The organism is Burkholderia oklahomensis C6786 (assembly GCF_000959365.1).
Classification (GTDB): Bacteria; Pseudomonadota; Gammaproteobacteria; order Burkholderiales; family Burkholderiaceae; genus Burkholderia; species Burkholderia oklahomensis.
Map to the genome: position 1 here is coordinate 3,948,758 of NZ_CP009555.1, position 26,994 is coordinate 3,975,751.

Below are 26,994 nucleotides of genomic sequence, written 5' to 3' on the forward strand. Positions count from 1 at the left end.
TTCAGGTCATCATACTTCGGTCTGCTCCGCCATCTCGAGGGCATCGTCGACCTCAATGCCGAGATAGCGAACCGTGCTTTCCAGCTTCGTGTGTCCGAGCAGCAGTTGCACCGCTCGAAGGCTCTTCGTTCGCCGGTAGATTAGCGAAGCTTTTGTGCGGCGCATCGTGTGCGCGCCGTATGCGGTATCGTCGAGGCCAATCGACGCGATCCAGCGGTGTACCATCCGGGCATATTGCCGCGTCGACAGATGCGGCGAGGTATGCAACCGGCTTGGGAACAGAAAATCCGCCGCCTTCAGCCCTCGCGCTTCGATCCAGGCTTCGAGGCTCTCACGGGTCTGTTCCGTGATTTCGAATCGGACCGGCCGTTGCATCTCTTGCTGCATGACTGCGGCCCTGGCGGCCACATGGATTCCGTGACGGACGTCCTGCACCTGCAACCGAGTAAGATCGCACGCTCGAAGCTTGCTATCTATTGCAGCAAGATTGAACATCGCGAGCTCATGAACGTTCGACGCCATCTGAAGCCTCGTCCGAATCGCCCAGATTTCCCGGAGCTTTAACGGCGGCTTCTGCCCGATGAGTTTCACGGCACACGTTGGCTGACGACGGCATTCTCGGATTCCATGACAATCTCCTTTCAAGCGAAAGGAGATTGAGTGTGCGCCTCCTCGGGCGGGCGCTACCCGACCCTGTGCCTTCGTTCGATGTGTCACGAACAAGGGGCTGCTTCACATTGCCAACGGACTTTCACTTCGGGCAAGCATCATATCGTTCGCCCCCGACGCCGCGGGATACGGTTTTCGACAGATTCTCCGCCTCGGCGGTCATCAGCCGTCCGTCGAAACGGTGGTACCGGGCTTCGCTCGATGTCCCGACACCAATCCCGCCGGATCGTGCTCACGCAGCCGGGCGGCCGGCCGCCGAATCTGCCGTGTCCTCAACTCCAGCCGTTCGGCCGCACGCCATGGCTTGAGCTTGCCGTCGGCTACGTCCTGAATGACCTTGAACCTGTCCAGCTCGCGCATCGTCATCGTGATCCGCTCCGTTGCAGCCATCGAAGCCTCCGGCGCCGGGCACCCGGCGGCCGGTCAGCTTACGATGGGTCGAAAAGCAATGGGATGGACGCCCCCACCCGAAACGTCGCGGTCGTGCCAAAGTGGGGTTGTGTGTGCCCCACGTCCACGAACAGGAGCTTCCATCATGACGGCTACGGTTATTGGCATCGATCTGGCAAAGAATGTCTTCCAGCTGCATGGCGTCAACGAGCACGGCAGGGTGGTGCTGAGAAAGCAGATCAAACGAGAGCAGATGGCGTCGTTCTTTGCGAACATTCCGAGAGCGCTGATCGGAATGGAAGCCTGTAGCAGTGCGCATTTTTGGGCTCGCAAGCTGCAGAGCATGGGACATGTCGTCAGGTTGATGGCACCGCAGTTCGTCAAACCCTACGTCAAGACAAACAAGAACGATGCGGCCGACGCTGAAGCGATTTCCGAAGCGGTGATACGGCCCAACATGCGCTTCGTGCCTATCAAGAACGTTGAGCAACAGGCAGTGCTTGCCTTGCATCGTGCACGGCAGGGTTTCGTTTGTGCTCGCACGGCGCAGGCAAATCAGATCCGTGGATTGCTCGGCGAATACGGATATTCGATCCCGCAGGGCATGGCTCATATGATCCAGGTATTCGACGTTATTGAAGATGCGTCGAACGATTTGCCCGGCGTGTTCCGGCAACTGGTTCTGCGCCTGATGGCCCATCTGAAGGTGCTTCACCAACAAGTGACCGAGATCGACGCTCAAATCAAGGCGTGGCATCGCAATAGCGATCTGGCGAAAAAGTTGGAAAAGATACCTGGCATCGGTCCAGTTACGGCCACCGCGCTGGTGGCCACCATCGGTGACGCCAAACACTTCGAGAACGGACGGCAGCTTGCGACGTGGCTCGGATTGGTGCCGCGACAGCACTCGAGTGGCGGGAAACAAAACCTGCTGGGCATCAGCAAGCGAGGCGATTCCTATTTGCGAACATTGCTGATTCACTGCGCGCGTTCGGTGATTTTTGCTTCCAGACGAAAAGGCAATTGTGAGGGCTGGGTGCACGAGCTGATCCGCCGCCGTAACCACAATGTAGCCGCCGTTGCGTTGGCAAACAAAATCGCCCGGACCGTATGGGCGCTCTGGGCGCACGACAGAGAATACCGGGCCGGTTATCCATCCGCTGGTGCTGCTGCGTAACCAGTCCGGCCGATTCGGTACAGGAAGTACGGCAGGAAAACCAACCACCGATTGCTCAGGCAGTCATGACGTGATGGCAAACAGGTCAGACCGTGGTCGGTAGAACCCGAAAATGTCCGAGCACCTGCGAGTGCGCCAAAGCGACGGGGAACCGACCAGCGGAACCCATCAGGGACAGCGGCATCGCCGCAACCAAAGTCCGAATGTACGGTTGCAATCTACCTTCATGTCGTCATGAACTGAATGCTTGGCAAGCCGGGGGCGTCCATGTACGGACATCTCTATCTAGCCTCTACACCGGCAGTATTCGCTGATACGGCTTATGTCTCGTCGCACTGAATTTGGCGCGGTTCGATTTGATCGTAGATCAGTGATCGGCCATCCACGAATGTCTGCTAGACGGTGAGAAGCAGGCGCCCACAACGTCGTCATGGAGGACTGTTACTGGCCGAGGCAACGACAATATGGTCATCTTCCACATCCACAAATTATGTTGGCACTGCGAGCATTTCAGTGGCTGGATAGGTCTGATGCATCAAGCGCGCCACGTCGGTATTCTTCGTGTGCAGCCACTCGTCGTAATCGGCCGGCCGCAGGATGACGACTGAACGCTTCTCGTCTCCCAATCGGTGCATGTGCATCATCACTGGATGCTCGTCGGCGTTCACCGTCAGCATCGCCATTGCGAGCACCTCGCCACTGCCCAGCTCCTTCCACGCCCGCCAAATACCCGCGACACATAGCGGCTGCCACTGGTCGCCGCGGCTGCACGCCGTCGTCGAGCGCGCGAAACGCGGCCGGAAAGTCGACAGCCTGTTCCTCTTCCCGAACCGGAAGGGGCAGATGTACTCGAAGAGCGGATGGGCGTCAGTGTGGCAGGACGCGATGTCGCGATGTACGCCTACATCGGCGCGTACGATGCTGAGATCGCGAAGGAGTTCGAGGTGAAGAAGATGCGCGAGGCGGCGCAGCGAATCGCGAACCGAATCAACCGGCCGGTCAGAGGTGGCATGGAGTTGATGCTAACGAAGCACGCCGACTACTTCTCGCTGTTGGACATTCGCCCTGCCCGATTACGACGAAACTCGAGAATCGAGCGGCTGACGCCTACGATTTCGCGGCGCACTCGAACCCGAGCCACAACACACCGACACTACGATAAACGGAAGATAAAAGCCGCGAACGCGACAGAGTAAATTCCGAAATCCGGGTTTCCGTTCCGAAATTCACATCGCGGAAAGCAAAACAGGCACCTAAGTGCCTGTTTTGTCTGAGAATTCTGGGGTGGCTGATGGGACTCGAACCCACGACGACAGGAATCACAATCCTGGACTCTACCAACTGAGCTACAGCCACCACTATTTTTCCCCGCTTGATTCGCCGCAGTTGGCTCATCAATGAAGAAGCGAGATTATACAAAGGCCGTTTAACTTTGCAAAGCCTTTTCTTCAAAAAAATCTTCCGGAGTCGTCAGGTGCGCGCGCGCCTCGTCGAAGATCGACAGATCGCCGCGCGCAAGACGCTTGCTGTCCGACAGCACGCGGCGCCAGCCGCGCGCGCCCGCGACGCCGCGATACAGACCGAGCGCATGCCGGACGATCGCGCCGAGATATGTGCCGCGCGCGAGTTCGGTCGCACAGTATTCGACGAGTTGCGCCTCCACTGCCTCGCGCGTCGGCGCCGGCGTGGCCGCGCCGTAGAAGCGCGCGTCGACGTCGGCAAGCACGTACGGATTGTGATAAGCCTCGCGGCCGAGCATCACGCCGTCGACGTGCTGCAGGTGCCGCTCGACTTCGTCGAGCGTCGTGATGCCGCCGTTGACGATGATCTCGAGCTGAGGAAAATCCTGCTTCAGCCGATACGCGTAGTCGTACTTGAGCGGCGGAATCTCGCGGTTCTCTTTCGGCGACAAGCCCTTCAGGATCGCGTTGCGCGCATGCACGATGAACACGTCGCAGCCAGCCGCGGCGACCGTGCCGACGAAGTCGCGCACGAACGCGTAGTCCTCGACCGCGTCCACGCCGATCCGATGCTTGACCGTCACCGGAATCGACACCGCGTCGCACATCGCCTTCACGCAATCGGCGACGAGTTGCGGCTCGTTCATCAGGCACGCGCCGAACGCGCCGCGCTGCACGCGCTCGGATGGACAGCCGCAATTCAGGTTGATTTCGTCGTAGCCCCAGCGCTCGCCGAGCTTCGCGGAATGCGCGAGATCCGCGGGCTCGCTGCCGCCGAGCTGCAGCGCGACGGGCGCTTCGCCGGGCGTGAACGCCAGGTGGCGCGCGACGTCGCCGTGGACCAGCGCGCCCGTCGTCACCATCTCCGTGTAAAGCCACGTGTGGCGCGAGATCGTCCGATGAAACGAACGGCAGTGGCGATCGGTCCAGTCCATCATCGGGGCGACGGACACTCGGCGTGGACTGAACGAAGACGAGGCAGACATAGGCAGTACGGAAAAGCGCGGCGGCGCGTGGACAACCGCGCATTTTACCGCAATGCGACCGAAGGACAGGTTCGCGGGACGCGCGGCGCGCCGTTCGCGCTTGCCGATTCCCAAATGCGAAAGCCCCGACCGCATGACGCAGCCGGGGCTTTCTTTCGCATCAGATCCTTTGGCACGAGGAGAAGATGCTTGAACCAGTATATTCGACGCGCGCCGCGCGGCACGCCGATTCTTTGTGAATATTTGTATCGCTATTCAAGCGGTCGCGTGCGAGAACCGATCCAATCGGATGGATCGATGCGAATACCGCCATCGAAGGTGCGTCGACAGCCCTGCGACACCGACGATGCACCGCCTCGAATCCGATGCCGCGCCCAATCGATTCGCGCCTCGCTCCCGCACGATCCGCGCGCGGATCGCCGGCGCAACCGAGTACGGACAAAGCCCGTCAAACGACCCCCGCCCCCAGCAGTTCCCGATCGACCGTCGATCGCGCGACGGCGAGCGTCTGCTCGATTACCCTGCGCTCGCTGAGCAGCAGCCCGTCGATATGCACGAGGCGCCAGTCGATCACGACCGCGCCGCCCTGCAGCACCCGGTAATGGGCTTTCTCGCCCGCCCAGAGCTGCTCGGTCTTCACTTCGATGTCGTAGCCCTTGTAAGACTCGCCGAAGTCGCCGATGTCATTGCCTTTCGGTTCCATTTTGTCGCCTCCCCGATCCGGACGGACCGTGCGCCGGCGCATACGGGCAAACCCTGCGCCCGGCGTCTGCCGTCTCCGTCAATCGTACGCTTCAGATAGGTAAGCCTTGCCGTCGTCGGTGATGTCGACCCGGTCGGGCCCGCTCAGATAGACGAAGCCGTCGTTCAGAAGCTCCTCGAGCGGCAGCCGGAAACCCGCCGGCAACGGCCGACCGGCACCGAACTGGTCGATCCACTTCAGCGCTTCGATCGCTTCGGGACTCAGGATAGGAAACATGGCCCGCCTCCGCCGTCGGTTTCATTGCATCCTAGCACTTTCACAAGTGCCGGGAAGAACGGCGAAGCCGGTGCCCGGCCGGCGCGAGAGACCGCCCCGCGCCGGGCGACGCTTCAACGCAACCGCCCGCTCACAGGCGCGCGATCGACACCTCCGTCGACTTGACGAGCGCCACCACCTCGGTGCCGACCTTCAGCTCCAGTTCGTCGATCGAGCGCGTCGTGATGACCGACGTGACGATGCCGAACGGCGTGTCGACGTCGACCTCGGACACGACGGGCCCGCGGATGATCTCTTTCACCTTGCCCCGGAATTGATTGCGTACGTTGATTGCCGTGATGCTCATCGGGTATTCGCTCCGAATGGTTCGTCTGATTGATCGATGCGATCGGTCCGATCGCGTGGGCCGCGCTTCGGCGCACGCCCGTCATACCGCCCAGCGCAGCCCGCCCGCCGCCTTCGCGCGACCGCGCATGCCGCCCTGATCCGCCGCGGCCGGCGACGCCGCCCCCGCCGCATCCGTGCCCGTCAGCACGCGTTGCAGCACGCGATCCTCGAGCGCGGCGAACGCCGCCGACGCCCGCGCGCGCGGCCGGCCGAGCGGCACCGGCTGATCGAACGCGATCCTGCCCGCCTCGATGAGCAGGATCCGGTCGGCGAGCGCGACCGCTTCCTGCACGTCGTGCGTGACGAGCAGCGCGGTGAAGCGATGCTCGCGCCACAGGCGCTCGATCAGCGCATGCATCTCGATGCGCGTGAGCGCATCGAGCGCGCCGAGCGGCTCGTCGAGCAGCAGCAGTTGCGGCCGATGAACGAGCGCCCGCGCGAGCGCGACGCGCTGCCGCTGGCCGCCCGATAGCTGCGCGGGCCAGTCGTTCGCACGCGCGAGCAGCCCGACTTCGTCGAGCACCGCGCGCGCATCGTCCTTCGCGCGCCGCCCGAGGCCGAGCATCACGTTCTGCAGCACGGTCTTCCACGGCAGCAGACGCGCGTCCTGATACATGATCCGCGTGTCGAGCGCGTCGCCGCCGTCGCCGCGCTTGGTGAGCGCGCCGGCGCTCGGCGTCTCGAGCTCCGCGACAAGCCGCAGCAGCGTGGACTTGCCGCAGCCGCTTCGGCCGACGATCGCAACGAAGCTGCCGCGCTCGATCGACAGATCGACGTCGGCGAGCACGGTCCGCTCGCCGTAGCGCTTGCTTACCCGCTGCAGGCGCACCGAAGCATCGGCCGCGGCGTCGCGAGCGTCGTCGTCGGGCGGCGCGCGGCGCAGCTCGCCGCCCGACGCGAACGGCAGCACGTGCGCGCCGCCGTCGCGCTCGAGCACCGCGGCGTCCTGGGCGTCGCCATCCGCGGTGCGCGGCTGCGCGAGCTCGGCTTCGAGATCCGCGCCCGCAATCGGGCCGTAGGTGGCGGCCAACGTGGTTCCAGTCATGCCTGGGCTCCCGGTTGATACGCGGGGTGCCAGCGCAGCGTCGCGCGCTCGAGCCACTTCGCGAGCACGTCGGCGAGCTTGCCGAGTGCCGCGTACAGCAGGATGCCGACCACCACCACGTCGGTTTGCAAGAATTCGCGCGCGTTCATCGTCATGTAGCCGATGCCCGATTGCGCGGAGATCGTTTCGGCGACGATCAGCATCACCCACATCAGCCCGAGCGCGAACCGCACGCCGACGAGAATCGACGGCAGCGCGCCCGGCAGGATCACGTCGCGATAGAGCGCGAAGCCCTTCACGCCATAGCTCCTCGCCATCTCGACGAGGCCCGCGTCGACCGAACGGATCCCGTGATACGTGTTGATGTAGATCGGAAAGAACACGCCGAGCGCGACGAGGAACAGCTTCGCCTTCTCGTCGATGCCGAACCACAGGATCACGAGCGGGATCATCGCGAGCGCCGGGATGTTGCGGATCATCTGGATCGTCGAATCGAGCGCGACTTCGGCCGCCTTCGAGAGTCCCGTCGCGAGGCCGAGCGCGAGCCCGACGCCGCCGCCGATCGCAAAGCCGACGAGCGCGCGCCACGTGCTGACCTTCACGTTCGCCCACATGTCGCCCGATTCGACGAGCGCCCACGCGGCGCGCACGACGGCGAGCGGCTCGGGCAGCACGCGGTTCGACAGCGCGCCCGAGCGCGCGCCGAGCTCCCACGCGAGCGCGAGCACGAGCGGCACGAGCCACGGCGCGATCGCGCGCGCCGCCTGGCCGGCGCGGCGGGTCGCGAAGCCTGAGCTGGAGCGCGTCGTTGCCATGTCGATGTCCTCCTCGCTCAGCTCTGGCTCGCCTTCGGCAGATACTGATTGCCGACGACTTCGCCGAACGGCCCCGACAGCGGCCCCGCGCGCCGCGCGTTGCCGCCGCCCTTGACGAGCGGGAACACGAGTTCGGCGAAGCGGTACGACTCTTCGAGGTGCGGATAGCCGGACAGGATGAACGTCTCGATGCCGAGCTCCGTGTATTCGCGCATCCGCGCGGCGACTTGTTCCGGATTCCCGACGAGTGCCGTGCCCGCGCCGCCGCGAACGAGGCCGACGCCCGCCCACAGATTCGGATAGATCTCGAGCTCCTGGCGCGAGCCGCGCTTGCCGCCGTGCAGCGCGGCCATCCGGCGCTGCCCTTCGGAATCCATCTTCGCGAACGCCTGCTGCGCGCGCGCGATCGTGTCGTCGTCGAGCCGGCTGATGAGACGGTCGGCGTCGCGCCACGCTTCTTCCTCGGTCTCGCGCACGATCACGTGCAGGCGGATCCCGAACTTGATCTTGCGCCCGCGCCCGGCCGCGCGTGCGCGGATGTCGGCGATCTTCTTCTCGACCGCCGCGGGCGGCTCGCCCCAGGTCAGGTAGGTATCGATGTGATCGGCCGCGATCGCGTGCGCGGCGGGCGACGAGCCGCCGAACCACAGCGGCGGATGCGGATGCTGGACGGGCGGATACAGCAGCTTGCCGCCCTTCGCCTGCAGATGCTCGCCGTCGAAATCGACGCTGCCGTTCTCGTGCGATTCGGCGAGCAGCTTGCGCCAGATGTGCAGGAAGTCGTCGGTGATCGCGTAGCGCGCGTCGTGATCGGCGAAGAGGCCGTCGCCCTCGAGCTCGGCCGAATCGCCGCCCGTCACGACGTTGATGAGGAGACGCCCGTCGGAGAGCCGGTCGAACGTCGACGCCATCCGCGCGGACAGCCCCGGCGACGACAGCCCCGGCCGGATCGCGACGAGGAACTTCAGCCGCTTCGTCGCCGGAATGAGGCTCGACGCGACGACCCACGCATCCTCGCACGAGCGGCCCGTCGGCAGCAGCACGCCGTCGTAGCCGAGCGTGTCGGCCGCGACGGCGACCTGCCGGAAGTAATCATAGTCCGCGGCGCGCGCGCCCTCGGCCGTGCCGAGATAGCGGCTGTCGCCGTGCGTGGGGATGAACCAAAACACATTCATGCGATGCTCCTGCCTGACTGATCGTGCAAAAAATGGGCGACGGCGACGCGACGATGCGCGGACGGACGCAGCACGCGCGACGCTCGCGGATGAGTTGGGGAACACATGCCGCAGCGGATCGAGCGGCGTGCGCGCGCTTTCGCGCGGGAGGCGGCTTGGCCGTCTCAGGGAAATCAGTCTAGGGAGCGCGGTTTCGTATAGGAACGATTTTTTTGAGCTTAGGTTTTCCGCTTTCGTGCTTTGCGTGCTGCTGCAGCGAATATGAACGCACGGGCCCCTATAATGTCGCACCAAGTCCCTGACAACCCGGCGCGCGCCGCACGGCGCCGCGCCCTCACGTGGCGCTCTCGATGCAGAAAGTGATCCTGCCGTTTCTGTCCGGCTTCCTCGCCGCTCTCTTCTTCCGTGAGGCGACGCTCGCACTTTTGCATACGGCCGGCCTCATCGAGGCGACGGGCTTCTCGACCGCGCCGTTCGCACCGCTCGGCATTCCTGAATTCGTCGCGAACGCGATCATGAGCGCGTGCTGGGCGATCCTGATGGCGTGGCTGCTGCGCGTGTCGCCCGAGCGCGCGGCGCCATGGGTGCCGTCGCTCGTGTTCGGCGGCGTCGTGCTCACCGCCGCGCGCGTGTTCGCGATCGATCCGCTGCGCGGCATCTGGCCCGCCGGCAACATGCTGCCGCCGCTCGTCGTCGGCTTCGTCGCGAACGCGGCCTGGGGCTGGGGCGCGCTCGTGTTCATGCGCGCGTTCATGTCGGATGACGGCGGCGACGACGCGTGAGCGTCGCCCGCCGGGCTCGGCGCTCCATCGTCGCCGCCGGAACGTGACGCGAACGTCTCTCATCGGATGATCGTGCGGCCGCCGGCGCGGATCGGCGCAGTCGCCGCCGAAACGACGCTCCGGCATCGTGTCGCCGGGTTACCGTCCGGTCATCGTCGAGACCGATCGGCCGAGCGTTTGTCGCGCGTCGATCCGGCACCGGCCGTCGGACGCGCGATGTCGTACGACGCGCGGCGCCGTTCGCATGCGAGCATGCGAAGCGCGCGCCCCGGCGACGATCGAGCGCGGCGGGCACGTCGTCCGCCCGTGCCCGCGGCGCCCCTACGCGCGCCGCGACGCCATCAGTCGCGCAAACCCATGAGCGGATGCTCGTCCGCGCGCCACGGGCTCTCGAACATCTCCGCGACCGCCTCAGCGGTCACGTCCGGAATCGTCGGATAACGCCACTTCGGCGCGTGATCCTTGTCGACGATCACCGCACGCACGCCCTCGATTACATCGCCGCGCGCGAACGTCGAGCGCGTCAGGTCGAGGTCGCGCCGCAGGCAATCGGCCATCGTCGCCCCGCGCGCGCGTTCGACGACTTCGACCGACACCGCCATCGACAGCGGCGACAGCGAACCGCCGCGCATCGCGTCGCGCGCCTTGTCGACCCACGCGGCGCGCACCGCGTCGTCGCGCTCGGCGTCGAGCGACGCGGCGATCGCGGCGACGTCGGCACGCGCGAAATGCTTGTCGATCGACGCGCGCGCGGCCGCGAGCGCCGACGCGTTTGGCGCAGGCGTCACCGCGTGCCGCGCGGCCTCGGCCGCGACGCGCGCCGTCACCGCCGCGCCGTCGTCGAAGCGCTCGGCGCGCAACGCGTCGAGCAGCGCGGGCAGCGCCGCATCAGGCAGATACGTGTCGGCGAGCCCCGCGTACAGCGCGCCCGCCGCGTCGAGCGTCGCGCCCGTGACGGCGAGATAGCGGCCGAGCGCGCCCGGCGTGCGCGCGAGGAACCAGCTCATGCCGACGTCCGGAAAGAGACCGATGCGCGTTTCCGGCATCGCCATCTTCGTCGAGTCGGTCACGACGCGCAGCCCGCCCGTGCGCTTCGCCGCCTGCGAGATGCCCATCCCGCCGCCCATCACGACGCCGTGCATCAGCGCGATGTACGGCTTCGGATACGTGAAGATCGCGTGGTTCAGCGAATACTCTTCGATGAAGAACGTGTCGATCGACGATTGATCGCCGCGCCGGTGCGCATCGTAGAAGAAGCGCACGTCGCCGCCCGCGCAGAATGCGCGCGGATGCGGGCTGTGGATCACGACCGCGAGCACGTCGGGATCGTCGCGCCACGCGTCGAGCGCGCGATGCAGCGCGCGGATCATCTCGGTCGACAGCGCGTTGAGCGCCTGCGGACGGTTCAGTTCGAGAAAGCCGATGCGGTTCGCGACATGCGCGCGGACGTCGGCTTGCGGAGAATCGTTGCGGGAAGCGTTCATGGCAATGGAGAGTGACGTGGACGGGCGCGATCGTCAGTGCGCCTGCATCTTCGAAAAGAGATTGAGCACCGCGACGCCCGAGACGATGAGCGCGAGCCCGACGACCGCGGGCCAGTCCGGCACCTGCCGATAGAGGACGACCGCGACGAGCGTGATGAGCACGATGCCCGCGCCCGACCAGATCGCGTACACGATGCCGACGGGCATGCTCTTGAGCGTCAGCGACAGGCAATAGAACGCGGTGCCGTAGCCCGCGGCGACGACGAGCGTCGGCCAAAGCCGCGTGAAGCCTTCGGCCGCGCGCAGCGCCGACGTGCCGATCACCTCGGCGACGATCGCGATCGCGAGCCATGCGTAACCGGGCAGCTGCATCGCGTCAGCTCCTCGCGAGCGCAAGCGCGTCGTACGCGTGGCCGAGCTGCGCGCACAGCGCCTCGACGACGAGCTCGTGGTCGCCGCGCTGCGGCAGCCCCGATACGGTGACCGAGCCGATCACGCCCGCCCCCGCGACCGTCAGCGGAAACGCGCCGCCGTGCGACGCGTATTCGGCGACGGGCAGCCCGTGCTTGTCGGCGAGCGTCGCGCCCGCCTGCTGCATCCGCAGGCCGACCGCATACGAGCTGCGCCGGAAATGCGCGACGACGTTGCCTTTGCGGCGCGCCCAGTCGACGTTGTCGGGCGTCGCGCCGTCGAGCAGCGCGAAGAAGAGCGGCTGACCGAACGTGCGCACGTCGATCGCGACCGCGTGGCCGCGCGCGAGTGCGAACTCGCGCAGCTGCGAGCCGAGCGCCCATGCGCGTGCGGCGTCGAACTGCGGGAACACGAGGGTCTTTTCCTGTATGGCGATCGACTGCAGATCGAGGGCGATGTCCATGAAGCGTGTGTGCGAACGATAGCGAAAATACGGAAAGGGAAAGGCCGCCCGCTCCGGACGGCAGACGCGCTGCGCGGCCCGTGCGGCGCGGCCGACGAAACCGTCCGATTCTAGCGCAGCACCGCTTTCGAACCGTTCGAGCACGGCGGCGAATAGAAATCGTCGACAAGGGATTGCAATTCCTCGGGTAACTCCTTATAATTTCATCTTTCGACGGACGCGGGGTGGAGCAGTCTGGCAGCTCGTCGGGCTCATAACCCGAAGGTCGTAGGTTCAAATCCTACCCCCGCAACCAAGCCAGATTTCGCAAGCGGCGCTCAACGCGCACGAGCATGCGAGAACGGACGAATCCTCGTCGAAACCGATCAGAAAGCCCGCCCTCCACGGTGGGCTTTCTGCTTTTTCGGCGTCTGCTCGATTGCGTCGCCGATCTGCATCCAAGCGCCATCGCGCATCGCCGGCGCGAAGCGTGCGAACGGAAATCGCGGCGGCGCGGAACGCAGGCGGCGTACCGCGCCGCCGCGCCCGCCCATTCGGCGTCGCGCCCGACCGCGAGCGTTCGAGAATGCCGTCGCCCGGTGATACACTCGCATCACCATTTCCCATCCCCTTCCTATGAAATTCTGTTCCGTTTGCGGTCACGAAGTCATTGCGCGCATCCCGCCGGGAGACAATCGCGAGCGCTTCGTCTGCGACCATTGCGGCACGATCCACTATCAGAACCCGCGCAACGTCGTGGGCACGATCCCCGTCTGGGGCGATCAGGTGCTGCTGTGCCGGCGCGCGATCGAGCCGCGCTACGGCTACTGGACGCTGCCCGCGGGCTTCATGGAGATGGGAGAGACGACGGCCGAAGCCGCCGCGCGCGAGACGCTCGAGGAAGCGGGCGCGCGCGTCGAGGTGCAGAATCTCTTCACGCTGCTGAACGTGCCGCACGTTCATCAAGTGCATCTGTTCTATCTCGCGCGCCTCGTCGATCCGTCGTTCGAGGCGGGCGAGGAAAGTCTCGAGGTGCGGCTCTTCGACGAGCCCGACATCCCGTGGGACGAGATCGCGTTCCCGACCGTCAGCCAGACGCTGCGATTCTTCTTCGCCGACCGCGAGGCGGGCGACTACGGCGTCCATACGGGCGACATCTTCCGCTCGCTGCGCAACGGCTAGGCGCGCGCGCATGGTCCCCTGGCTCGGTCCCGACGATCCGTTTCCGAGCGTCGAGCGCGCGCTCGGCGCGGCGAGCGGCGCGCCCGGCCTCCTGGCCGCGAGCGCGGACCTCCTGCCGTCGCGCCTGATCGACGCGTACCGGCGCGGCATCTTCCCGTGGTATTCGGACGGCCAGCCGGTGCTGTGGTGGAGCCCCGATCCGCGGATGATCCTCGCGCCGACCGAATTCAAGATCTCGGCGACGTTCAGGAAGACGCTCAAGCGCGTGCTGCGCGAGCCGCGCTGGGAGATTCGCGTCGATTGCGACTTCGCCGGCGTGATGCGCGCGTGCGCGCAGGCGCCGCGACGCGGGCAGCGCGGCACGTGGATCACCGCGGAGATCATCGACGCGTATTCGTCGCTGCACCGCGCGGGCGACGCGCACAGCATCGAGACCTGGCTCGACGGCCGGCGCGTGGGCGGCCTCTACGGCGTGTCGTTCGGCCGGATGTTCTTCGGCGAATCGATGTACGCGGACGTGAGCGACGCGTCGAAAATCGCGTTCGCCGCGCTCGTCGCGCACCTGCGCGAGCACAGGGTAGAAATGATAGACTGCCAGCAGAACACGTCGCATCTGGCGTCGCTCGGCGGCCGCGAGATCGCGCGCAAGGCGTTCGTCGCGCACGTGCGCCGCGCCGTCGGCGAGCCGGCGATACCGTGGCGGTTCGACAAGGCCGTCGTCGCCGGGCTGCTCGGCCATGCCGCTTCGGCAACGGATACGTTGGATCGTTAGCGCGGCAAAACATCAATACATCGAGAGCTGCCCATGACTCATCCCACTGAGCTGCCGCTTTCACCGCTTTCGGCGTTGCAATTCTATGCGACGGCCCCCTACCCGTGCAGTTATCTGGACGGGCGCATCGCGCGCTCGCAAGTCGCGACGCCGAGTCATCTGATCAATTCCGACATCTACACCGAGCTCGTGAAGGCGGGCTTCCGTCGCTCCGGCGTGTTCACGTACCGCCCTTATTGCGACGGCTGCCGCGCGTGCGTGCCGGTGCGCGTGCCGGTCGACGCGTTCACGCCGAACCGCACGCAGCGGCGCATGTGGAAGCGCCATCGCGCGCTCGTCGCGACCGTCTCGCCGCTCCACTACGACGAGGAGCACTACGCGCTCTACATGCGCTACCAGTCGGCGCGCCACGCGGGCGGCGGCATGGACCGCGACAGCCGCGATCAATACGAGCAATTCCTGCTGCAGAGCCGGATCAACTCGCGGCTCGTCGAGTTCCGCGATCTCGAGCCGCCCGAGAACGGGGCGAGCCCGCTGCGGATGGTCAGCATGATCGACATCCTCGGCGACGGCCTGTCGTCCGTCTACACGTTCTTCGATCCGGACGAGCCGCACGCGAGCTACGGCACCTACAACATCCTCTGGCAGATCGAACAGGCGAAGAGTCTGCGCCTGCCGTACGTCTACCTCGGCTACTGGATTCGCGAGAGCCCGAAGATGGCCTACAAGGCGAACTTTCATCCGCTCGAAGGGCTCGTCGACGGCCGCTGGAAAGTGCTCGATCCGACGCTCGTCGATCTGCCGCCCGTCGATGCCGCGCTCGGACGCGCGCCGCTGCCGGGCGGCCATTCAGGCACGCGCTGACGGCCTGAGCAGCGCCCGCGCCGCGCCGCCTGCGGAAGGCGCGACGGCGCTTCTCGGCTAAAATAACGGGTTGTCAATTTTTCGGCTGCCGCCGTCTCTTCCGTGTTCAGCTCCCTCTATCCGCTTGCCCGCGCATCCCTCTTCAAGATGGATGCGGAAGACGCCCACCATCTGACCCTGCGCATGCTCGGCGCCGCGGGCCGCACCGGCCTCGCGTGCGCGCTCGCCGCGCGCGTGCCCGACGCGCCGCGCACCGTGATGGGGCTCACGTTCCGCAACCCGGTCGGGCTCGCGGCCGGTCTCGACAAGGACGGCGCGGCGATCGACGGCCTCGCCGCGCTCGGCTTCGGCTTCATCGAGGTCGGCACGGTCACGCCGCGGGCGCAGCCCGGCAACCCGCGCCCGCGGATGTTCCGGCTGCCCGATGCGCAGGCGCTCATCAACCGGATGGGCTTCAACAACAGCGGCGTCGACCAGTTCGTGAAGAACGTCCAGGCGGCGCGCTACCGCGGCGTGCTCGGCCTGAACATCGGCAAGAACGCCGACACGCCGATCGAGCGCGCGGCCGACGACTACCTGTACTGCCTCGAGCGCGTCTACCCGTTCGCGAGCTACGTGACGATCAACATCTCGTCGCCGAACACGAAGAACCTGCGCCAGCTGCAGGGCGCGGGCGAGCTCGACGCCCTCCTCGCCGCGCTGAAGGACAAGCAGCAGCGCCTCGCCGACCTGCACGGCAAGCTCGTGCCGCTCGCGCTGAAGATCGCGCCCGATCTCGACGACGGGCAGGTAAAGGAAATCGCCGCGACGCTCTTGCGCCACAAGATCGAAGGCGTGATCGCGACCAACACGACGCTGTCGCGCGAAGCTGTGAAGGGCCTGCCGCACGCCGACGAGGCGGGCGGGCTGTCCGGGCGGCCGGTGTTCGACGCGTCGAACGCGGTGATCCGCAAGCTGCATGCGGAACTCGGCGACGCGGTACCCATCATCGGCGTGGGCGGAATCTTCTCCGGCGAGGACGCGCGTGCGAAACTCGCGGCGGGTGCGTCGCTCGTGCAGTTGTACACGGGCTTCATCTATCGCGGTCCGGCGCTCGTCGCCGAGTGCGTGAAGGCGGTCGCTCGCGAGCGCGCGCGGTGATATAGAAATAAACAAACGATATTTAGATATCGATTGTTATTTCGCTATCATTGCGCGATCGATCTCAAGGCCTCATCGAAGGTCTCATCCCAGGCAAGGAAACAACACGATGAAAATTGCGTCGCTGAAGAAGCTTCTGGTCACCGGCCTGATCGGCGCGTCGTTCGTCGCCGCCACCGCGCACGCCGCGGACCTGCTCGACGAAGTCAAGCAACGCGGCACGCTGCGGATCGGCCTCGAAGGCACGTTCCCCCCGTTCAACTCGAAGAACCCGCAAGGCGAGCTCGTCGGCTTCGACGTCGACATCGCGAAGGCGATCGCGGCGAAGCTCGGCGTGAAGCCCGAATTCGTCACGACCGAATGGAGCGGCATCATCGCCGGCCTGCAGGCGGGCAAGTTCGACGTGATCGTCAACCAGGTCGGCATCACCGACAAGCGCCGCGAAACGCTCGACTTCTCGCCGGCGTACACGTTCTCGTCCGCGCAACTGATCCAGCGCAAGGACGACACGCGCCAGTTCAAGTCGCTCGAGGACCTGAAGGGCAAGAAGCTCGGCGTCGCGCTCGGCACGAACTACATGGACATGGCGAAGTCGGTGCCGGGCATCGACGTGAAGACGTATCCGGGCGCGCCCGAATACCTGCGCGACCTCGCGGCCGGCCGGCTGGATGCGGCGCTCAACGACCGTCTGATGCTCGCGTATCTGACGAAGAACTCGCAGCTTCCGCTGCGCCCGGGCTCGAACGTCGGTTCGGCGAACCCGTCGGGCATTCCGTTCAAGAAAGGCAATCCGAAGTTCGCGAAGGCGATCGCCGAAGCGATGACGCAGCTCGAAGCCGACGGCACGTTCACGAAGATCTCGGACAAGTGGTTCGGCATCGACGTGACGAAGCCCGTCAAGTGAGCGCGTAGCCTCGTAGTCTTGCCGCACCCATCCGGCGGCGAACGAGGGCGGCATCCGCAGCGGTGCCGCCCTTTGCATTGCGCGTCCGGTTTATGATTGCGCTTTCGCGCAAGCCTCGTCCCCGCTTCACATGCCGATCACTTCCCTCCTCGCCCAATCGCTCCCGGTCCTGCTCCAGGGTGCGCTCCTGACCGTCAAGTTCGCCGTGCTGTCGATGGTGCTCGGCCTCGTCGGCGCCGTCGCGCTCGCGCTGATGGGCATCGGCCGCAGCGCGGTCCTCGCCGGCCTCGCGCGCGCGTACGTGAGCGTGATGCGCGGCACGCCGCTCCTCGTGCAGATCTTCGTCATCTATTACGGACTGCCGAGCCTCGGCATCTCGCTCGATCCGACGCCCGCCGGCGTGATCGCGCTGTCCGCGAACGTCGCCGCTTACATGTCCGAAAGCATGCGCGGCGCGATCAACGGGATCGACAAGGGGCAATGGCTCGCGGCCTACAGCCTCGGGCTGTCGTGGCGGCAGACGCTGCGCTACGTGATCGGCCCGCAGGCGCTGCGGATCGCGGTGCCGAGCCTGTCGAACAGTCTCATCAGCCTGATCAAGGACACGTCGCTCGTGTCGGTGATCACCGTCACCGAGCTGCTGCGCAGCGCGCAGGAAATCATCGCGTCGACCTATCAGCCGCTGCCGCTCTATCTCGCCGCGGCGGCCGTCTACTGGGTGCTGTGCCAGCTCCTCGAATGGGTGCAGCGCTGGTACGAGCGGCGGCTCGCGCTGCCGAGCCGACATTGATCGGAGCGTTGCGCCCACGCGCGCATAACGCGGGCCGGCACGCCCGCGTCGCCGTTCAATCCATCGGATAGCGTATGCCGAGCGCCGCGCGCGCCGCGTCCGTCATCGCGATCATTCGCCGCGAATGATCGTGCGTCATCACCGGGCTCTCGAGCGCTCCCGCGCGCAGCAGCTCGCAGAAGTGCGCGGTCTCGTAGTTGAGGCCGCCGCCCTCGAACGGCTCGTCGAGCTCGACGACGCGGCCGTCCGCGTAGCGGACCGTCGCTCGCGCCGGATTCCACCAATTCTCGTGAATCGTCACGTAGCCGCCCGCCGCCGCGAGAAGCGCGTCGCCGCGCCCCATCACGTCGAGCCCGCAGAATAGCTGCGACACACCGCGCTCGTGCCGCGCGTTGACGCTCGCGAACACGTCGACGCCCGTCGCGCCGACGCGGCCGAGCGTCTGCACGTCGAGCGGCGCGCCGAGCCAGTCGACCGCCAGAAACATCTCGTAGATGCCGATGTCGAGCAGCGCGCCGCCCGCCTGCTCGAAGCGGTAGACGGGATGATCGGCCGGCACCGTCGACGACGCGCAGCCCGCACGCACGAGCGCGACGTCACCGATCGGATCGCGCTCGAGATGCGCGCGCAGCTTCCGGTACAGCGGATAGAACGGCGGCTTCATCGCCTCCATGAACAGACGCTTCTGCGCGTGCGCGACGGCGAGCACCTCTTCGAGCTCGCGCGCGTTGACGGTCGCGGGCTTTTCGCAAAGCACCGCCTTGCCGGCCGCGAGCGCCGCGCGCGCGTAGGGCGCGTGGCTGTCGTTCAGCGTCGCGATGTAGACCGCATCGATTTCGGATGCGAGGAGCGCGTCGAAGCTTGCGCAAGGCGCGCCGCCGTGCGCGCCGCAGAACGCGGCGGCCGCATCGGCGCGGCGCGCCCACACGTGCGCGAGCGCGGCGCCGCGCACGTGCGCGATGCTCTGTGCGAACCGGCGCGCGATGCTGCCCGCGCCGACGATGCCGAAGCGAATCGGCGTCGGTTGATAATCGGTCATCGAGTCAATTCCGTGTCGCTGAGGAAGTCCGGCGTCGGGCGCGCAGCCCGGCCGGCCGTCATGATAAACGGCCGGCATCCGGCATGCGACACGGCACGGCCCTCAATTGCGTTCGGGCACCTCGACTGCGAAATCGCGCATCTCCTCGGCCGTGTAGTCGATCAGCTCGAGCGCGGCCGCTTCCGCCTCGCGCGCATCGCGCCGTTCGATCGCCTCGACCACCCGCCCGTGCGACTTGAGCGCGAGCGCACGGATGTCGTCGCGCCGGCTCATCCGCGGATTCACGACGCGCAGCGCGCCGCGAATGATCGCCGCCATTTGTTGGAAGAACTGATTACCGCTCGCATGCACGATCCGCGTATGCAGCAGTTCATCCGCCTCGTCATATGCCGGTGTCCCCGGCTCGGCCAATTTGAACAGCTCGAATGCCTCCCGTATGCCCGCGATCTCGGCCGCGGTCGCGCGGCTTGCCGCCTGCGCGGTCGCGCGCGGCTCGATCAATGTCCGAAACTCGATCACGTCGCGCATGAACTGCCGATCCGGCTTTGCCCGGAAACGCCAGTTCACGACGTCTTCGTCGATCATCCTCCAGTGGCTCATCGGCCGCACGCGCGTGCCGACCTTCGGACGCACGTCCAGCATGTCGCGGGCCAGCAGCATCGAGAGCGCTTCGCGCATCACGGTGCGACTGACGTCGAACTCCTTCGACAGCACGTCCTGCGGCGGCAAAATGCCGCCATACTTGTCCTCGACGATTCCCGTGACAAGCCCATCCATCACTTTACTGACCAGTGACCGGTCCTTTCCCTGCTCCATGAGACCTCTCCCCGAACATCACCTGTGTTGGCACAATGCCCTCGCAGTCTCGCCGGCCCTCTGTATCGAAATGACGTGACTTTCAGCTTTGTTCTTATGATCGATACGTTGCTGAGTTCGTCGCAATTCCGCTATCTGGAAAACACCTGACAGGGTAATCCCTCTTACTATATCCAGAAAAAAACGACCCCAAAAAAATAGGTCCAGCAAGCTTGTTGCAAGCTCGCCGGACCTCGGATTGAAGGGGTGCCGAAAGCGTCGGCGATCAAAATTCTTATGATTGATTTGACCGACTTAATTGCCTTCGCGCATCGAATTCACTCTTGAATGATTTATTTAACGCTTGACGTAGCGGAGCGTCTCGACGCCGTGTTCGGTGCCGAGCAGGCACAGGTCCGCGCCGCGCTCGGCGAACAGGCCGACCGTCACGATGCCGGGCCAGCCGTTGATCGTCGCTTCGAGCGCGCGAGGATCTTGGATGCGCAGGCCCTTCACGTCGAGGATCTCGTTGCCGTTGTCGGTGACGTACGGCGTGCCGTCCTGCTTCACGCGCAGCACGGGCACGCCGCCGAGCGCGGCGAGCCGGCGGCCGATCGCGGTGCGCGCCATCGGCACGACCTCGACGGGCAGCGGGAACTGGCCGAGCACCGCGACGCGCTTGCTCGCGTCGGCGATGCAGACAAACGTTTCGGCGACCGAAGCGACGATCTTCTCGCGCGTCAGCGCGCCGCCGCCGCCCTTGATCATTGCGCCGCCGCCGTCGATCTCGTCGGCGCCGTCAACGTACACCTGCAGCGACTCGATCTCGTTCAGGTCGAAGACCTTGATGCCATGCGACTTCAGGCGCTCGGTCGTCGCCACCGAGCTCGACACCGCGCCGCGATAGCGGTCCTTGACGGCCGCGAGCGCATCGATGAAGCAGTTGGCGGTCGAGCCTGTGCCGACGCCGATCACCGCGCGTTCCGGCACGTTGTCGATCACGTATTGGGCAGCGGCCTCGCCGACGAGGCGTTTGAGTTCGTCTTGTGTCATGAGAAGCGTCAAGCAATCGAAGTGCGAAAAACGCAAGTTTACCGGAGACGCTCCGCTCGACGTTTTTTTTCGATGCGACGGCAGCGGCAAGGCAACGCAACGCATCGCGGCGGCGACGCTTGGCCGTTTGGATCGGCTATCGTTTGGCCGCTTGGCTGCTTGGTCTTTCGGCCGCTCGCCAGCACCGCTCTCCGGCGGCTTCCGATTTTGGGATTTCGATTTTGGGAAAATGGTCGCCGCGGCACATTTGACGAGGCGCGTCACGCGCGCCCCGAAATTGAAATAGACGAGACCAGTGTGGCTCCGCACGCGGTTTTGTGTCCGCCGAATGCGACTGCGCGACCGTCGATGCGGACGTTTTCATCCCCCTCCACGATCACGCAACGTTCGTGACCATCCATCGGGCAGGCACAGCGATCGCCGACACCGGCGACCGCCCGCCCATCACGGTCGAGTTCTCGCGGCCGGTTTCGACGCGGCCGCCGCGCGAAGTCGAGTCACCGATGCGAATCACGCCGCGCATACGGGTCCCTTATCGGAAGGGACTCGCGTCTGGCTGCTTCTGCGTCGGGGAGGCTCAGCATCACGATCGTCGCCGTGCCGTTCGGCCGCCGATTGATTTTGAATTGAAGGAGTATCGATTTTCGAGGCGATTGACGCATTCCTCACGGCGCGTCGATTTTAGCAAGGTCGGGGGAAAAGCCTGACAAATTAACGAAGGTTCACGATCGCTCCGCAGATGGCGCCATTGGATGAAATGACGCGAGATCCGTCAGAATTAACAGGTCAAATCCGTGCAGCGATGAGCCGAGCGTCTGCCGGAGCGTCCGCGGCAGCGAAACCGAACTCGCCAATGAGTCAGCCTCCGCCCACTCGTGCAAATCCAATTTCGAGCGCAGAGCTGGACGAGGGCTTGAGTTAAAAATCGGCTGACTGGTCGAGAATTCAAAATCGCTGTGGATTCAGCGATTTGAAAAGCCGCTCGCCCCTCGCGTCGGGCTCAATCGCTCACTGCATTGGCCGGGCGATGAGAAAATCGTCGCGCGACAGCGCCGACCAGCCATTTCGGCGCTCGTCCCCGACCGTTCCACGTCTCCCCCGTCATTGGATTCCGATATTTTGGGGAAAGCGGGCCCCGCCGCTTGTCGGGCGAGCGCAGTCTCGCCCAATTCGGGAAAATTTGCTCGGGTCTGATTTCATATCTCAAGACAGCCTCACGGATATCCGACAGGACCGTTGAAATTTCACGTTGCTTTGCTGCTTCGGCTTCCTTATTGAGTGCGCCGCAACCCATTTCCTGCGGAAGCATCTCCCACGGAATGCCGGATTGCAGCACGAACAGGATGCCGGTCAGCACGGCGCGATCGTCGAGCGGCTTGCGCCCCGGGTATCGCGTCCGGCGTGGCTTCGGCGCAGGCAGAAGTGGTTGGATCAGTAACCACAATCGGTTTTGCCATAGCCTTCTCGTCAGCGAAACAACGAAGAGGTTAACAGAGCGCGATGCGGGTTAACAGCCCCCGCGATTCATTTTGTCGGAACCATTCAGCCGCTTAGCGGCTCGATCGCTTCGTCGCCCGACCGCCAGACGCGTTCACGGCGCCGCAGCCGCACTTGCCACGTCGGCCGCCGCGTCGCGCTCGGGCGCCGGCTGCGAGGGCATGTACTTGTCGAGCAGCGCTTGCGCGATCGCGTCGGTTTCCGCATCCGGATTGCCGACGTAATCGGTCGGCCGGAAATGCATCTGGAACGCGGCGATCACGCGCCGCGTGCGATCGTCGAGCACGCCGTCCGTCGCGACGTCGTAGCCGTAGCGCGCGAGCTTCAGCTGCAGCTCGCGCACGTCGACAAGCGACTTCGGCGGCCGCCCCGCGAGACGCGCGGCCACCGTCTCGTCGTCGGGCCACGCGCCGACGCCCGCCTTCGCGAGCGCGCGCCACGGGAACAGCGGGCCGGGATCGGTCTTGCGCTGCGGCGCGATGTCGCTGTGGCCGACGACGCGCGTCGGCGGAATCTGGTAGCGGCTGACGATATCCTTCGCAAGCCGAACGATCGCGTCGACCTGCGCGGGCGGATACGGCGCCCACATGCGGCCCTGCGGCGTATCGATCGGGCCGCGATTCACGTTCTCGATGCCGATCGACACACCGTTCAACTCGGTCGCGCCCTGCCACGAGCTCACGCCCGCGTGCCACGCGCGCTCGCTTTCCGGGACGAGCTGATAGACGACGGGAACGCCCCGCTCGAGGCTCGGCTGGTCGGGCACGACGTAATGGGCGCTGACGTTTTCCTGCGTCAGCACGCGCAGCGACTGCGCCTCGCCGATCTCGGTGTAATGCATGACGAGGAAACGGATGCGCGAATCGACGCTGCGCGCGGGGCGGCTCGTATCGGCGTAATAGTCGCCGTGATTGACGAGCGTGGGCGTCGTACAGGCGGCGAGCAGGCTGAGGCTCGCGAGAAACGCGTGGCGGAAAGGGAATTTCATGATGACGGTGCTCGGTAAATCTGCGGTCGCCGGGACGAGGCCGCCCCGACATGAGCGCCTCATTCTAGACGCTTCGTCGATCGCATTCCTGCACGTTTTGTGTATGTTTTGTGCGAGCGACGGACGATGCGTCAAGGCGGCAGCCCTATCGCAACAAAAAAGCGCATTGGCGCGCAGCCCCATCCGGACCGTCTCGCTTCACGCCACGCCGAAATCGCGTTCGCCTAAAACACAAAACCCCACATTCCGAAAACGTGGGGTTCGTCAGCAATCTGATGCGCATTAGCGCCTTGGTCGATGAAAACCGCCGCGTCGCGATTCGATTCGCTTCGACAACGACGCACGCGAACGCATCCGCAACGCAAGCCGCCGCATGCGCGCCGTCGAGCGCCGTGGACAATGCTGCGCTCGCCCGCCGTTCGAATCCGGCGGCAAACGCACACGCGCGGGCCTACCGCTTCGCGCCCCGCTGCCGAACCGCCTCGTACAGGCACACGCCGCTCGCGACCGACACGTTCAGGCTCTCGACGCTCCCCACCATCGGAATGAACATCACTTCGTCGCACGTGTCGCGCGTCAAGCGCCGCATTCCCTCGCCTTCCGCACCCATCACGAGCGCGACCGGGCCGTCGAGCTTCGTGTCGTAGAGGCTCGCCGTCGCGTCGTCGGACGTGCCGATCACCCATACGCCCGCGTCCTTCAGCTCGCGCAGCGCCCGCGCGAGATTCGTCACCGTGATGTACGGCACCGTATCGGCCGCGCCGCTCGCGACCTTTGCGGCGGTGGCGTTGAGCCCGGCCGCACGGTCGCGCGGCGCGATGATCGCGTGCGCGCCCGCCGCGTCGGCGACGCGCAGGCATGCGCCCAGGTTGTGCGGATCGGTCACGCCGTCGAGCACGAGCAGCAGCGCCGGCCCGGAGATGCCATCCAGCAGCTCGGCGAGGTTCTGCGCAAGCGGCAGATCCTCGACGCGCGCGACGACGCCCTGGTGGCGCTCGGTATGCGCGAGCCCCCAGAGCCGCGTCTCGTCGGCGGCGATGAGACGCACGCCCGCCTCTTTCGCCGTATGCAGGAAATCCTGCATACGGCGGTCGCGGCGCGTCTGATCGTAGAACACCTCCGCGACCGTCGACGCATCGTGCCGCATGCGTGCGGTCACCGCATGAAAACCGTAGAGAACCTTCAGACGTGACATGGCTGGAACAACCTTCGATCAAAACGCGCGGCCGCGCATCGCACGGCCGCATTGAAAATGGAAAGCGCCGCGCGCCCATCCGGGTGCGCGGCGTCTCGGTCAATCGGCGTCGCCGCTCGACGGCGACGCGCTCGATCAGTACTTCTTGCGCGAACGCGCCTTCTTCGCGGCCGGCTTCGACGCCGCGCCCTTCTTGCGCGCCGCGCGCGCTTCCTTCACCGCTGCGCTCGGCGCGCTCACGGTCTTGTTGCGGCGCGCCGGCGCATCAGCGGGCGGCAGCGAGCGCACACGCGGACCGCCCGGCTCCACCGCGGCAGCCGACGCCGCCGGGCGCGGCGCCTTGACGGGCGTCTCGCGCACGAGCCGGAAATCGATCTTGCGCGCGTCGAGATCCACGCGGCTCACCTGCACGCGCACGCGATCGGACAGCCGATAGCGGATGCCCGTGCGCTCGCCGCGCAGCTCGTTCTTGACTTCGTCGTACTGGAAGTAGTCGGCGCCCAGCTCCGTCACGTGCACGAGGCCTTCGATGAAGAGCGCGTCGAGCTGCACGAAGATGCCGAACGACGTCACGCCGTTCACCATCCCGCCGTACTCCTCGCCGAGCTTGTCGCGCATGAAATAGCACTTGAGCCACGCCTCGACGTCGCGCGACGCCTCGTCCGCGCGCCGCTCGTTCGCCGAGCAGTGGAGCCCCAGCTCTTCCCAGATCGCCGTGTTCGAACGCGCGCGCCCGCGCGCTTCGTCGTCCTCGCGCTGCATCGCGCGGGCGCGCGGCGACAGCGCGGTGTTCAGCTCGATGCCTTCCGGCGACTTCGGCGTGTACTTCCTGCCGGACAGGATCGCGTAGATCGCACGGTGCGTGAGCAGATCGGGATAGCGGCGGATCGGGCTCGTGAAGTGCGCATACGCGTCGTACGCGAGACCGAAGTGGCCGATGTTGTCCGGGCTGTAGACCGCCTGCTGCATCGAGCGCAGCAGCATCGGCTGCAGCATCTGCGCGTCGGGCCGGTCGCGGATGTGCGCCATCAGCGCCGCGTAGTCGCTCGCGTGCGGCGTGTCGCCGCCGCCCAGCGTGAGCCCCATGTCACGCAGGAACGCGCGCAGGTTCTCGAGCTTTTCCTGCGTCGGCCCCGCGTGCACGCGGTAGAGGCCCGGATGCTTGTTGCGCTTGAGGAAATCCGCCGCGCAGACGTTCGCGGCAAGCATGCATTCCTCGATCAGACGATGCGCTTCGTTGCGCTGGCGCGGCAGGATCTGCTCGATCTTGCCTTGCGCGTTGCAGACGATGTACGTCTCGGTCGTGTCGAAATCGATCGCGCCGCGTTTTTGCCGCGCGACGAAAAGCGCCTTGTAGACGCCGTACAGGTTCTGCAGGTGCGGCATCAGCTCGGCGCGGCGCGCGGCCTCCGGCCCCTTCGTGTTCGAGAGCACCGCGGCCACTTCGGTGTACGTGAGGCGCGCGGCCGAATGGATCACGGCCGGATAGAACTGATACGCCTTGATGTCGCCGCGCGCGGTGATGATGATGTCGCACGCGAGCACGCAGCGGTCGACCTGCGGATTCAGCGAGCAGAGCCCGTTCGACAGCTTCTCGGGCAGCATCGGAATCACGCGGCGCGGGAAGTAGACGGACGTGCTGCGCTCGACCGCGTCGGCGTCGAGAGCGCTGCCCGGCTCCACGTAGTGCGACACGTCCGCGATCGCGACGATGAGGCGGAAGCCCTCGCCGCGGCCGACCGCGATCGGCTCGCAATATACGGCGTCGTCGAAGTCGCGCGCGTCCTCGCCGTCGATCGTGACGAGCGGCACGTCGCGCAGATCGACGCGATAGCGCAGATCCCCGGGCCGCACCTTGTCCGGCAGCGCCGCGGCCTCGCCGAGCGCGTCCGGGCCGAACTCGTGCGGCACGCCGTACTTGCGCACCGCGATCTCGATCTCCATGCCGGGATCGTCGATGTCGCCGAGCACCTCGACGACGCGGCCGAGCGGCTGCGAATGACGGCTCGGGAAATCGGTGAGCTCGACGACGACGACCTGCCCGACCTTCGCCTTCTTCGCGTTCTGCGCGACGAGAATGTCGTGGCCGATCCGCTTGTCCTCGGGCGCGACGATGAGCGCGCCGTTCTCGTTGAGCAGACGCCCGATCACGCGCTTGTTCGCGCGCTCGGTCACCTCGACGACATGCCCTTCCGGCCGGCCGCGCCGGTCGTAGCCGACGATCCGCGCAAGCACGCGATCGTTGTGCATCACCTTCTGCATCTCGGCGTTCGGCAGGAACAGGTCGTCCTGGCCGTCGTCGCGGATCACGAAGCCGTAGCCGTCGCGATGGCCCTGCACGCGGCCCGCGACGAAGTTGGACGGATGCGTCAGCTGATAATGGCCGCGCTTGTCGAGCCGGATCTGGCCGTCGCGCTCCATCGCGGCGACGCGCCGAAAAAATCCTTCGCGCTCCTGACGCTTGATCGACAGCGCTTCGGCGATGTCGTTCGCCGCAAGCGGCGCGTCGCTCGTGCGCAGCACGCCGAGAATCTCTTCGCGGCTCGGAATGGGATACGGATACTTGCTCAAGG

General features: G+C 65.9%; 28 protein-coding genes, 2 tRNA genes and 4 pseudogenes. 11 read left to right on the forward strand and 23 right to left on the reverse strand.

Annotated features, from left to right (window positions below):
• Positions 1–9: 9 nt before the first annotated feature.
• A complete protein-coding gene (locus BG90_RS17485) occupies positions 10–591 on the reverse strand; it encodes a tyrosine-type recombinase/integrase (protein ID WP_010121844.1) in 582 nt (193 codons plus the stop codon).
• Positions 592–858: 267 nt separating this feature from the next.
• Positions 859–1,059 (reverse strand): annotated as a pseudogene (locus BG90_RS17490) (ISNCY family transposase); the annotation flags it as partial.
• A gap of 145 nt (positions 1,060–1,204) precedes the next feature.
• Here BG90_RS17490 and BG90_RS17495 point away from each other — a divergent pair.
• A complete protein-coding gene (locus tag BG90_RS17495) occupies positions 1,205–2,236 on the forward strand; it encodes an IS110 family RNA-guided transposase (protein WP_010122425.1) in 1,032 nt (343 codons plus the stop codon).
• A 488-nt stretch (positions 2,237–2,724) separates the two neighbouring features.
• Here BG90_RS17495 and BG90_RS37865 read toward each other — a convergent pair whose 3' ends face one another.
• Entirely contained in the window at positions 2,725–3,207 is a 483-nt protein-coding gene (locus BG90_RS37865; protein ID WP_081469770.1) for an SOS response-associated peptidase family protein, read from the reverse strand.
• Between BG90_RS37865 and BG90_RS17505 the strand changes: the two genes are divergently transcribed.
• Complete coding sequence (locus BG90_RS17505; protein WP_010115646.1) at positions 3,097–3,432, forward strand: hypothetical protein; 336 nt, start codon at positions 3,097–3,099, stop codon at positions 3,430–3,432. The genes BG90_RS37865 and BG90_RS17505 overlap by 111 nt on opposite strands.
• Before the next feature lie 84 nt (positions 3,433–3,516).
• Here the strand turns inward: BG90_RS17505 and BG90_RS17510 are convergent.
• From BG90_RS17510 to ssuD, 8 genes are all read right to left on the reverse strand, one after another.
• Positions 3,517–3,592, reverse strand: a tRNA-His gene (locus BG90_RS17510).
• A gap of 70 nt (positions 3,593–3,662) precedes the next feature.
• Complete coding sequence (dusA, locus tag BG90_RS17515; protein ID WP_010110040.1) at positions 3,663–4,682, reverse strand: tRNA dihydrouridine(20/20a) synthase DusA; 1,020 nt, start codon at positions 4,680–4,682, stop codon at positions 3,663–3,665.
• Between the two features lie 448 nt (positions 4,683–5,130).
• On the reverse strand, positions 5,131–5,385 hold the full coding sequence (locus BG90_RS17520) for a hypothetical protein (RefSeq protein WP_010110041.1): 255 nt from the start codon (positions 5,383–5,385) through the stop codon (positions 5,131–5,133).
• A 78-nt stretch (positions 5,386–5,463) separates the two neighbouring features.
• Entirely contained in the window at positions 5,464–5,661 is a 198-nt protein-coding gene (locus BG90_RS17525; RefSeq protein WP_010110042.1) for a hypothetical protein, read from the reverse strand.
• Positions 5,662–5,791: 130 nt separating this feature from the next.
• On the reverse strand, positions 5,792–6,007 hold the full coding sequence (locus BG90_RS17530; RefSeq protein ID WP_006026606.1) for a TOBE domain-containing protein: 216 nt from the start codon (positions 6,005–6,007) through the stop codon (positions 5,792–5,794).
• An 81-nt stretch (positions 6,008–6,088) separates the two neighbouring features.
• Complete coding sequence (locus BG90_RS17535) at positions 6,089–7,093, reverse strand: ATP-binding cassette domain-containing protein (protein ID WP_025989826.1); 1,005 nt, start codon at positions 7,091–7,093, stop codon at positions 6,089–6,091.
• Positions 7,090–7,908: an aliphatic sulfonate ABC transporter permease SsuC gene (gene ssuC, locus BG90_RS17540; protein WP_010103930.1), complete on the reverse strand. Its 819-nt coding sequence runs from the start codon at positions 7,906–7,908 to the stop codon at positions 7,090–7,092. Before ssuC ends, BG90_RS17535 begins: the two co-directional genes overlap by 4 nt.
• A gap of 17 nt (positions 7,909–7,925) precedes the next feature.
• Positions 7,926–9,083, reverse strand: coding sequence for an FMNH2-dependent alkanesulfonate monooxygenase (ssuD, locus tag BG90_RS17545; RefSeq protein ID WP_010115648.1), 1,158 nt, complete (start codon positions 9,081–9,083; stop codon positions 7,926–7,928).
• A 350-nt stretch (positions 9,084–9,433) separates the two neighbouring features.
• Here ssuD and BG90_RS17550 point away from each other — a divergent pair, with 350 nt between their 5' ends.
• Positions 9,434–9,865, forward strand: a complete 432-nt coding sequence (locus tag BG90_RS17550; protein ID WP_038800756.1) for a hypothetical protein — start codon at positions 9,434–9,436, stop codon at positions 9,863–9,865.
• 341 nt (positions 9,866–10,206) lie between these two features.
• Here the strand turns inward: BG90_RS17550 and BG90_RS17555 are convergent, their stop codons facing one another.
• Genes BG90_RS17555 through BG90_RS17565 form a run of 3 tightly spaced genes read right to left on the reverse strand, consistent with a single transcriptional unit; the run spans position 10,207 to position 12,223 of the window.
• Positions 10,207–11,349 (reverse strand): enoyl-CoA hydratase/isomerase family protein, encoded by a 1,143-nt coding sequence (locus tag BG90_RS17555; protein WP_010115649.1) that lies wholly within the window; start codon positions 11,347–11,349, stop codon positions 10,207–10,209.
• Positions 11,350–11,382: 33 nt separating this feature from the next.
• Positions 11,383–11,715, reverse strand: coding sequence for a DMT family transporter (locus BG90_RS17560; protein WP_374189759.1), 333 nt, complete (start codon positions 11,713–11,715; stop codon positions 11,383–11,385).
• Between the two features lie 10 nt (positions 11,716–11,725).
• Positions 11,726–12,223: a heme-degrading domain-containing protein gene (locus BG90_RS17565; RefSeq protein ID WP_010103942.1), complete on the reverse strand. Its 498-nt coding sequence runs from the start codon at positions 12,221–12,223 to the stop codon at positions 11,726–11,728.
• Between the two features lie 218 nt (positions 12,224–12,441).
• Between BG90_RS17565 and BG90_RS17570 the strand changes: the two genes are divergently transcribed.
• The 7 genes from BG90_RS17570 to BG90_RS17600 all read left to right on the forward strand — a co-directional run bounded on the left by BG90_RS17570 (position 12,442) and on the right by BG90_RS17600 (position 17,854).
• A tRNA-Met gene (locus BG90_RS17570) sits at positions 12,442–12,518 on the forward strand.
• A 320-nt stretch (positions 12,519–12,838) separates the two neighbouring features.
• Positions 12,839–13,384, forward strand: a complete 546-nt coding sequence (locus BG90_RS17575; RefSeq protein ID WP_010103946.1) for an NUDIX hydrolase — start codon at positions 12,839–12,841, stop codon at positions 13,382–13,384.
• A gap of 10 nt (positions 13,385–13,394) precedes the next feature.
• On the forward strand, positions 13,395–14,156 hold the full coding sequence (gene aat / locus BG90_RS17580; protein ID WP_010103947.1) for a leucyl/phenylalanyl-tRNA--protein transferase: 762 nt from the start codon (positions 13,395–13,397) through the stop codon (positions 14,154–14,156).
• A gap of 33 nt (positions 14,157–14,189) precedes the next feature.
• Positions 14,190–15,020 (forward strand): arginyltransferase, encoded by an 831-nt coding sequence (locus tag BG90_RS17585; protein ID WP_010103948.1) that lies wholly within the window; start codon positions 14,190–14,192, stop codon positions 15,018–15,020.
• Between the two features lie 102 nt (positions 15,021–15,122).
• Positions 15,123–16,160 (forward strand): quinone-dependent dihydroorotate dehydrogenase, encoded by a 1,038-nt coding sequence (locus BG90_RS17590; RefSeq protein ID WP_038802583.1) that lies wholly within the window; start codon positions 15,123–15,125, stop codon positions 16,158–16,160.
• A gap of 109 nt (positions 16,161–16,269) precedes the next feature.
• Positions 16,270–17,064 carry a cystine ABC transporter substrate-binding protein gene (locus tag BG90_RS17595; RefSeq protein WP_010115653.1) on the forward strand — a complete coding sequence of 265 codons (795 nt, stop codon included), beginning with the start codon at positions 16,270–16,272 and terminating at the stop codon, positions 17,062–17,064.
• 130 nt (positions 17,065–17,194) lie between these two features.
• Complete coding sequence (locus tag BG90_RS17600) at positions 17,195–17,854, forward strand: amino acid ABC transporter permease (protein WP_010103961.1); 660 nt, start codon at positions 17,195–17,197, stop codon at positions 17,852–17,854.
• A 55-nt stretch (positions 17,855–17,909) separates the two neighbouring features.
• Here BG90_RS17600 and BG90_RS17605 read toward each other — a convergent pair whose 3' ends face one another.
• The 3 genes from BG90_RS17605 to rpiA all read right to left on the reverse strand — a co-directional run bounded on the left by BG90_RS17605 (position 17,910) and on the right by rpiA (position 20,741).
• Complete coding sequence (locus tag BG90_RS17605) at positions 17,910–18,893, reverse strand: Gfo/Idh/MocA family protein (protein ID WP_010103962.1); 984 nt, start codon at positions 18,891–18,893, stop codon at positions 17,910–17,912.
• Positions 18,894–18,995: 102 nt separating this feature from the next.
• Complete coding sequence (locus BG90_RS17610) at positions 18,996–19,709, reverse strand: FadR/GntR family transcriptional regulator (RefSeq protein WP_010103964.1); 714 nt, start codon at positions 19,707–19,709, stop codon at positions 18,996–18,998.
• Positions 19,710–20,045: 336 nt separating this feature from the next.
• A complete protein-coding gene (gene rpiA, locus BG90_RS17615; protein WP_010103968.1) occupies positions 20,046–20,741 on the reverse strand; it encodes a ribose-5-phosphate isomerase RpiA in 696 nt (231 codons plus the stop codon).
• Here rpiA and BG90_RS33170 point away from each other — a divergent pair.
• Positions 20,740–21,027 carry a hypothetical protein gene (locus tag BG90_RS33170; RefSeq protein ID WP_081469771.1) on the forward strand — a complete coding sequence of 96 codons (288 nt, stop codon included), beginning with the start codon at positions 20,740–20,742 and terminating at the stop codon, positions 21,025–21,027. The genes rpiA and BG90_RS33170 overlap by 2 nt on opposite strands.
• On the opposite strand, the pseudogene BG90_RS33175 reads toward BG90_RS33170, so the two are convergent.
• The 6 genes and pseudogenes from BG90_RS33175 to rnr all read right to left on the reverse strand — a co-directional run bounded on the left by BG90_RS33175 (position 21,002) and on the right by rnr (position 26,992).
• Positions 21,002–21,264 (reverse strand): annotated as a pseudogene (locus tag BG90_RS33175) (PAAR domain-containing protein). The gene BG90_RS33170 and the pseudogene BG90_RS33175 sit on opposite strands and share 26 nt — an antisense overlap.
• A 485-nt stretch (positions 21,265–21,749) precedes the next feature.
• A pseudogene (locus BG90_RS37020) lies at positions 21,750–22,035 on the reverse strand (H-NS histone family protein).
• Positions 22,021–22,212 (reverse strand): annotated as a pseudogene (locus BG90_RS37025) (transposase); the annotation flags it as partial. The pseudogenes BG90_RS37025 and BG90_RS37020, both read right to left, overlap by 15 nt.
• Positions 22,213–22,332: 120 nt before the next feature.
• The gene (locus BG90_RS17620; protein WP_010115657.1) at positions 22,333–23,226 is read right to left on the reverse strand and encodes an N-acetylmuramoyl-L-alanine amidase; all 894 of its coding nucleotides are present in this window, start codon (positions 23,224–23,226) and stop codon (positions 22,333–22,335) included.
• A 451-nt stretch (positions 23,227–23,677) separates the two neighbouring features.
• Positions 23,678–24,421, reverse strand: coding sequence for a 23S rRNA (guanosine(2251)-2'-O)-methyltransferase RlmB (gene rlmB, locus BG90_RS17625; protein ID WP_010103979.1), 744 nt, complete (start codon positions 24,419–24,421; stop codon positions 23,678–23,680).
• 135 nt (positions 24,422–24,556) lie between these two features.
• Positions 24,557–26,992, reverse strand: a complete 2,436-nt coding sequence (rnr, locus tag BG90_RS17630; protein ID WP_010103980.1) for a ribonuclease R — start codon at positions 26,990–26,992, stop codon at positions 24,557–24,559.
• Between the last annotated feature and the right edge of the window lie 2 nt (positions 26,993–26,994).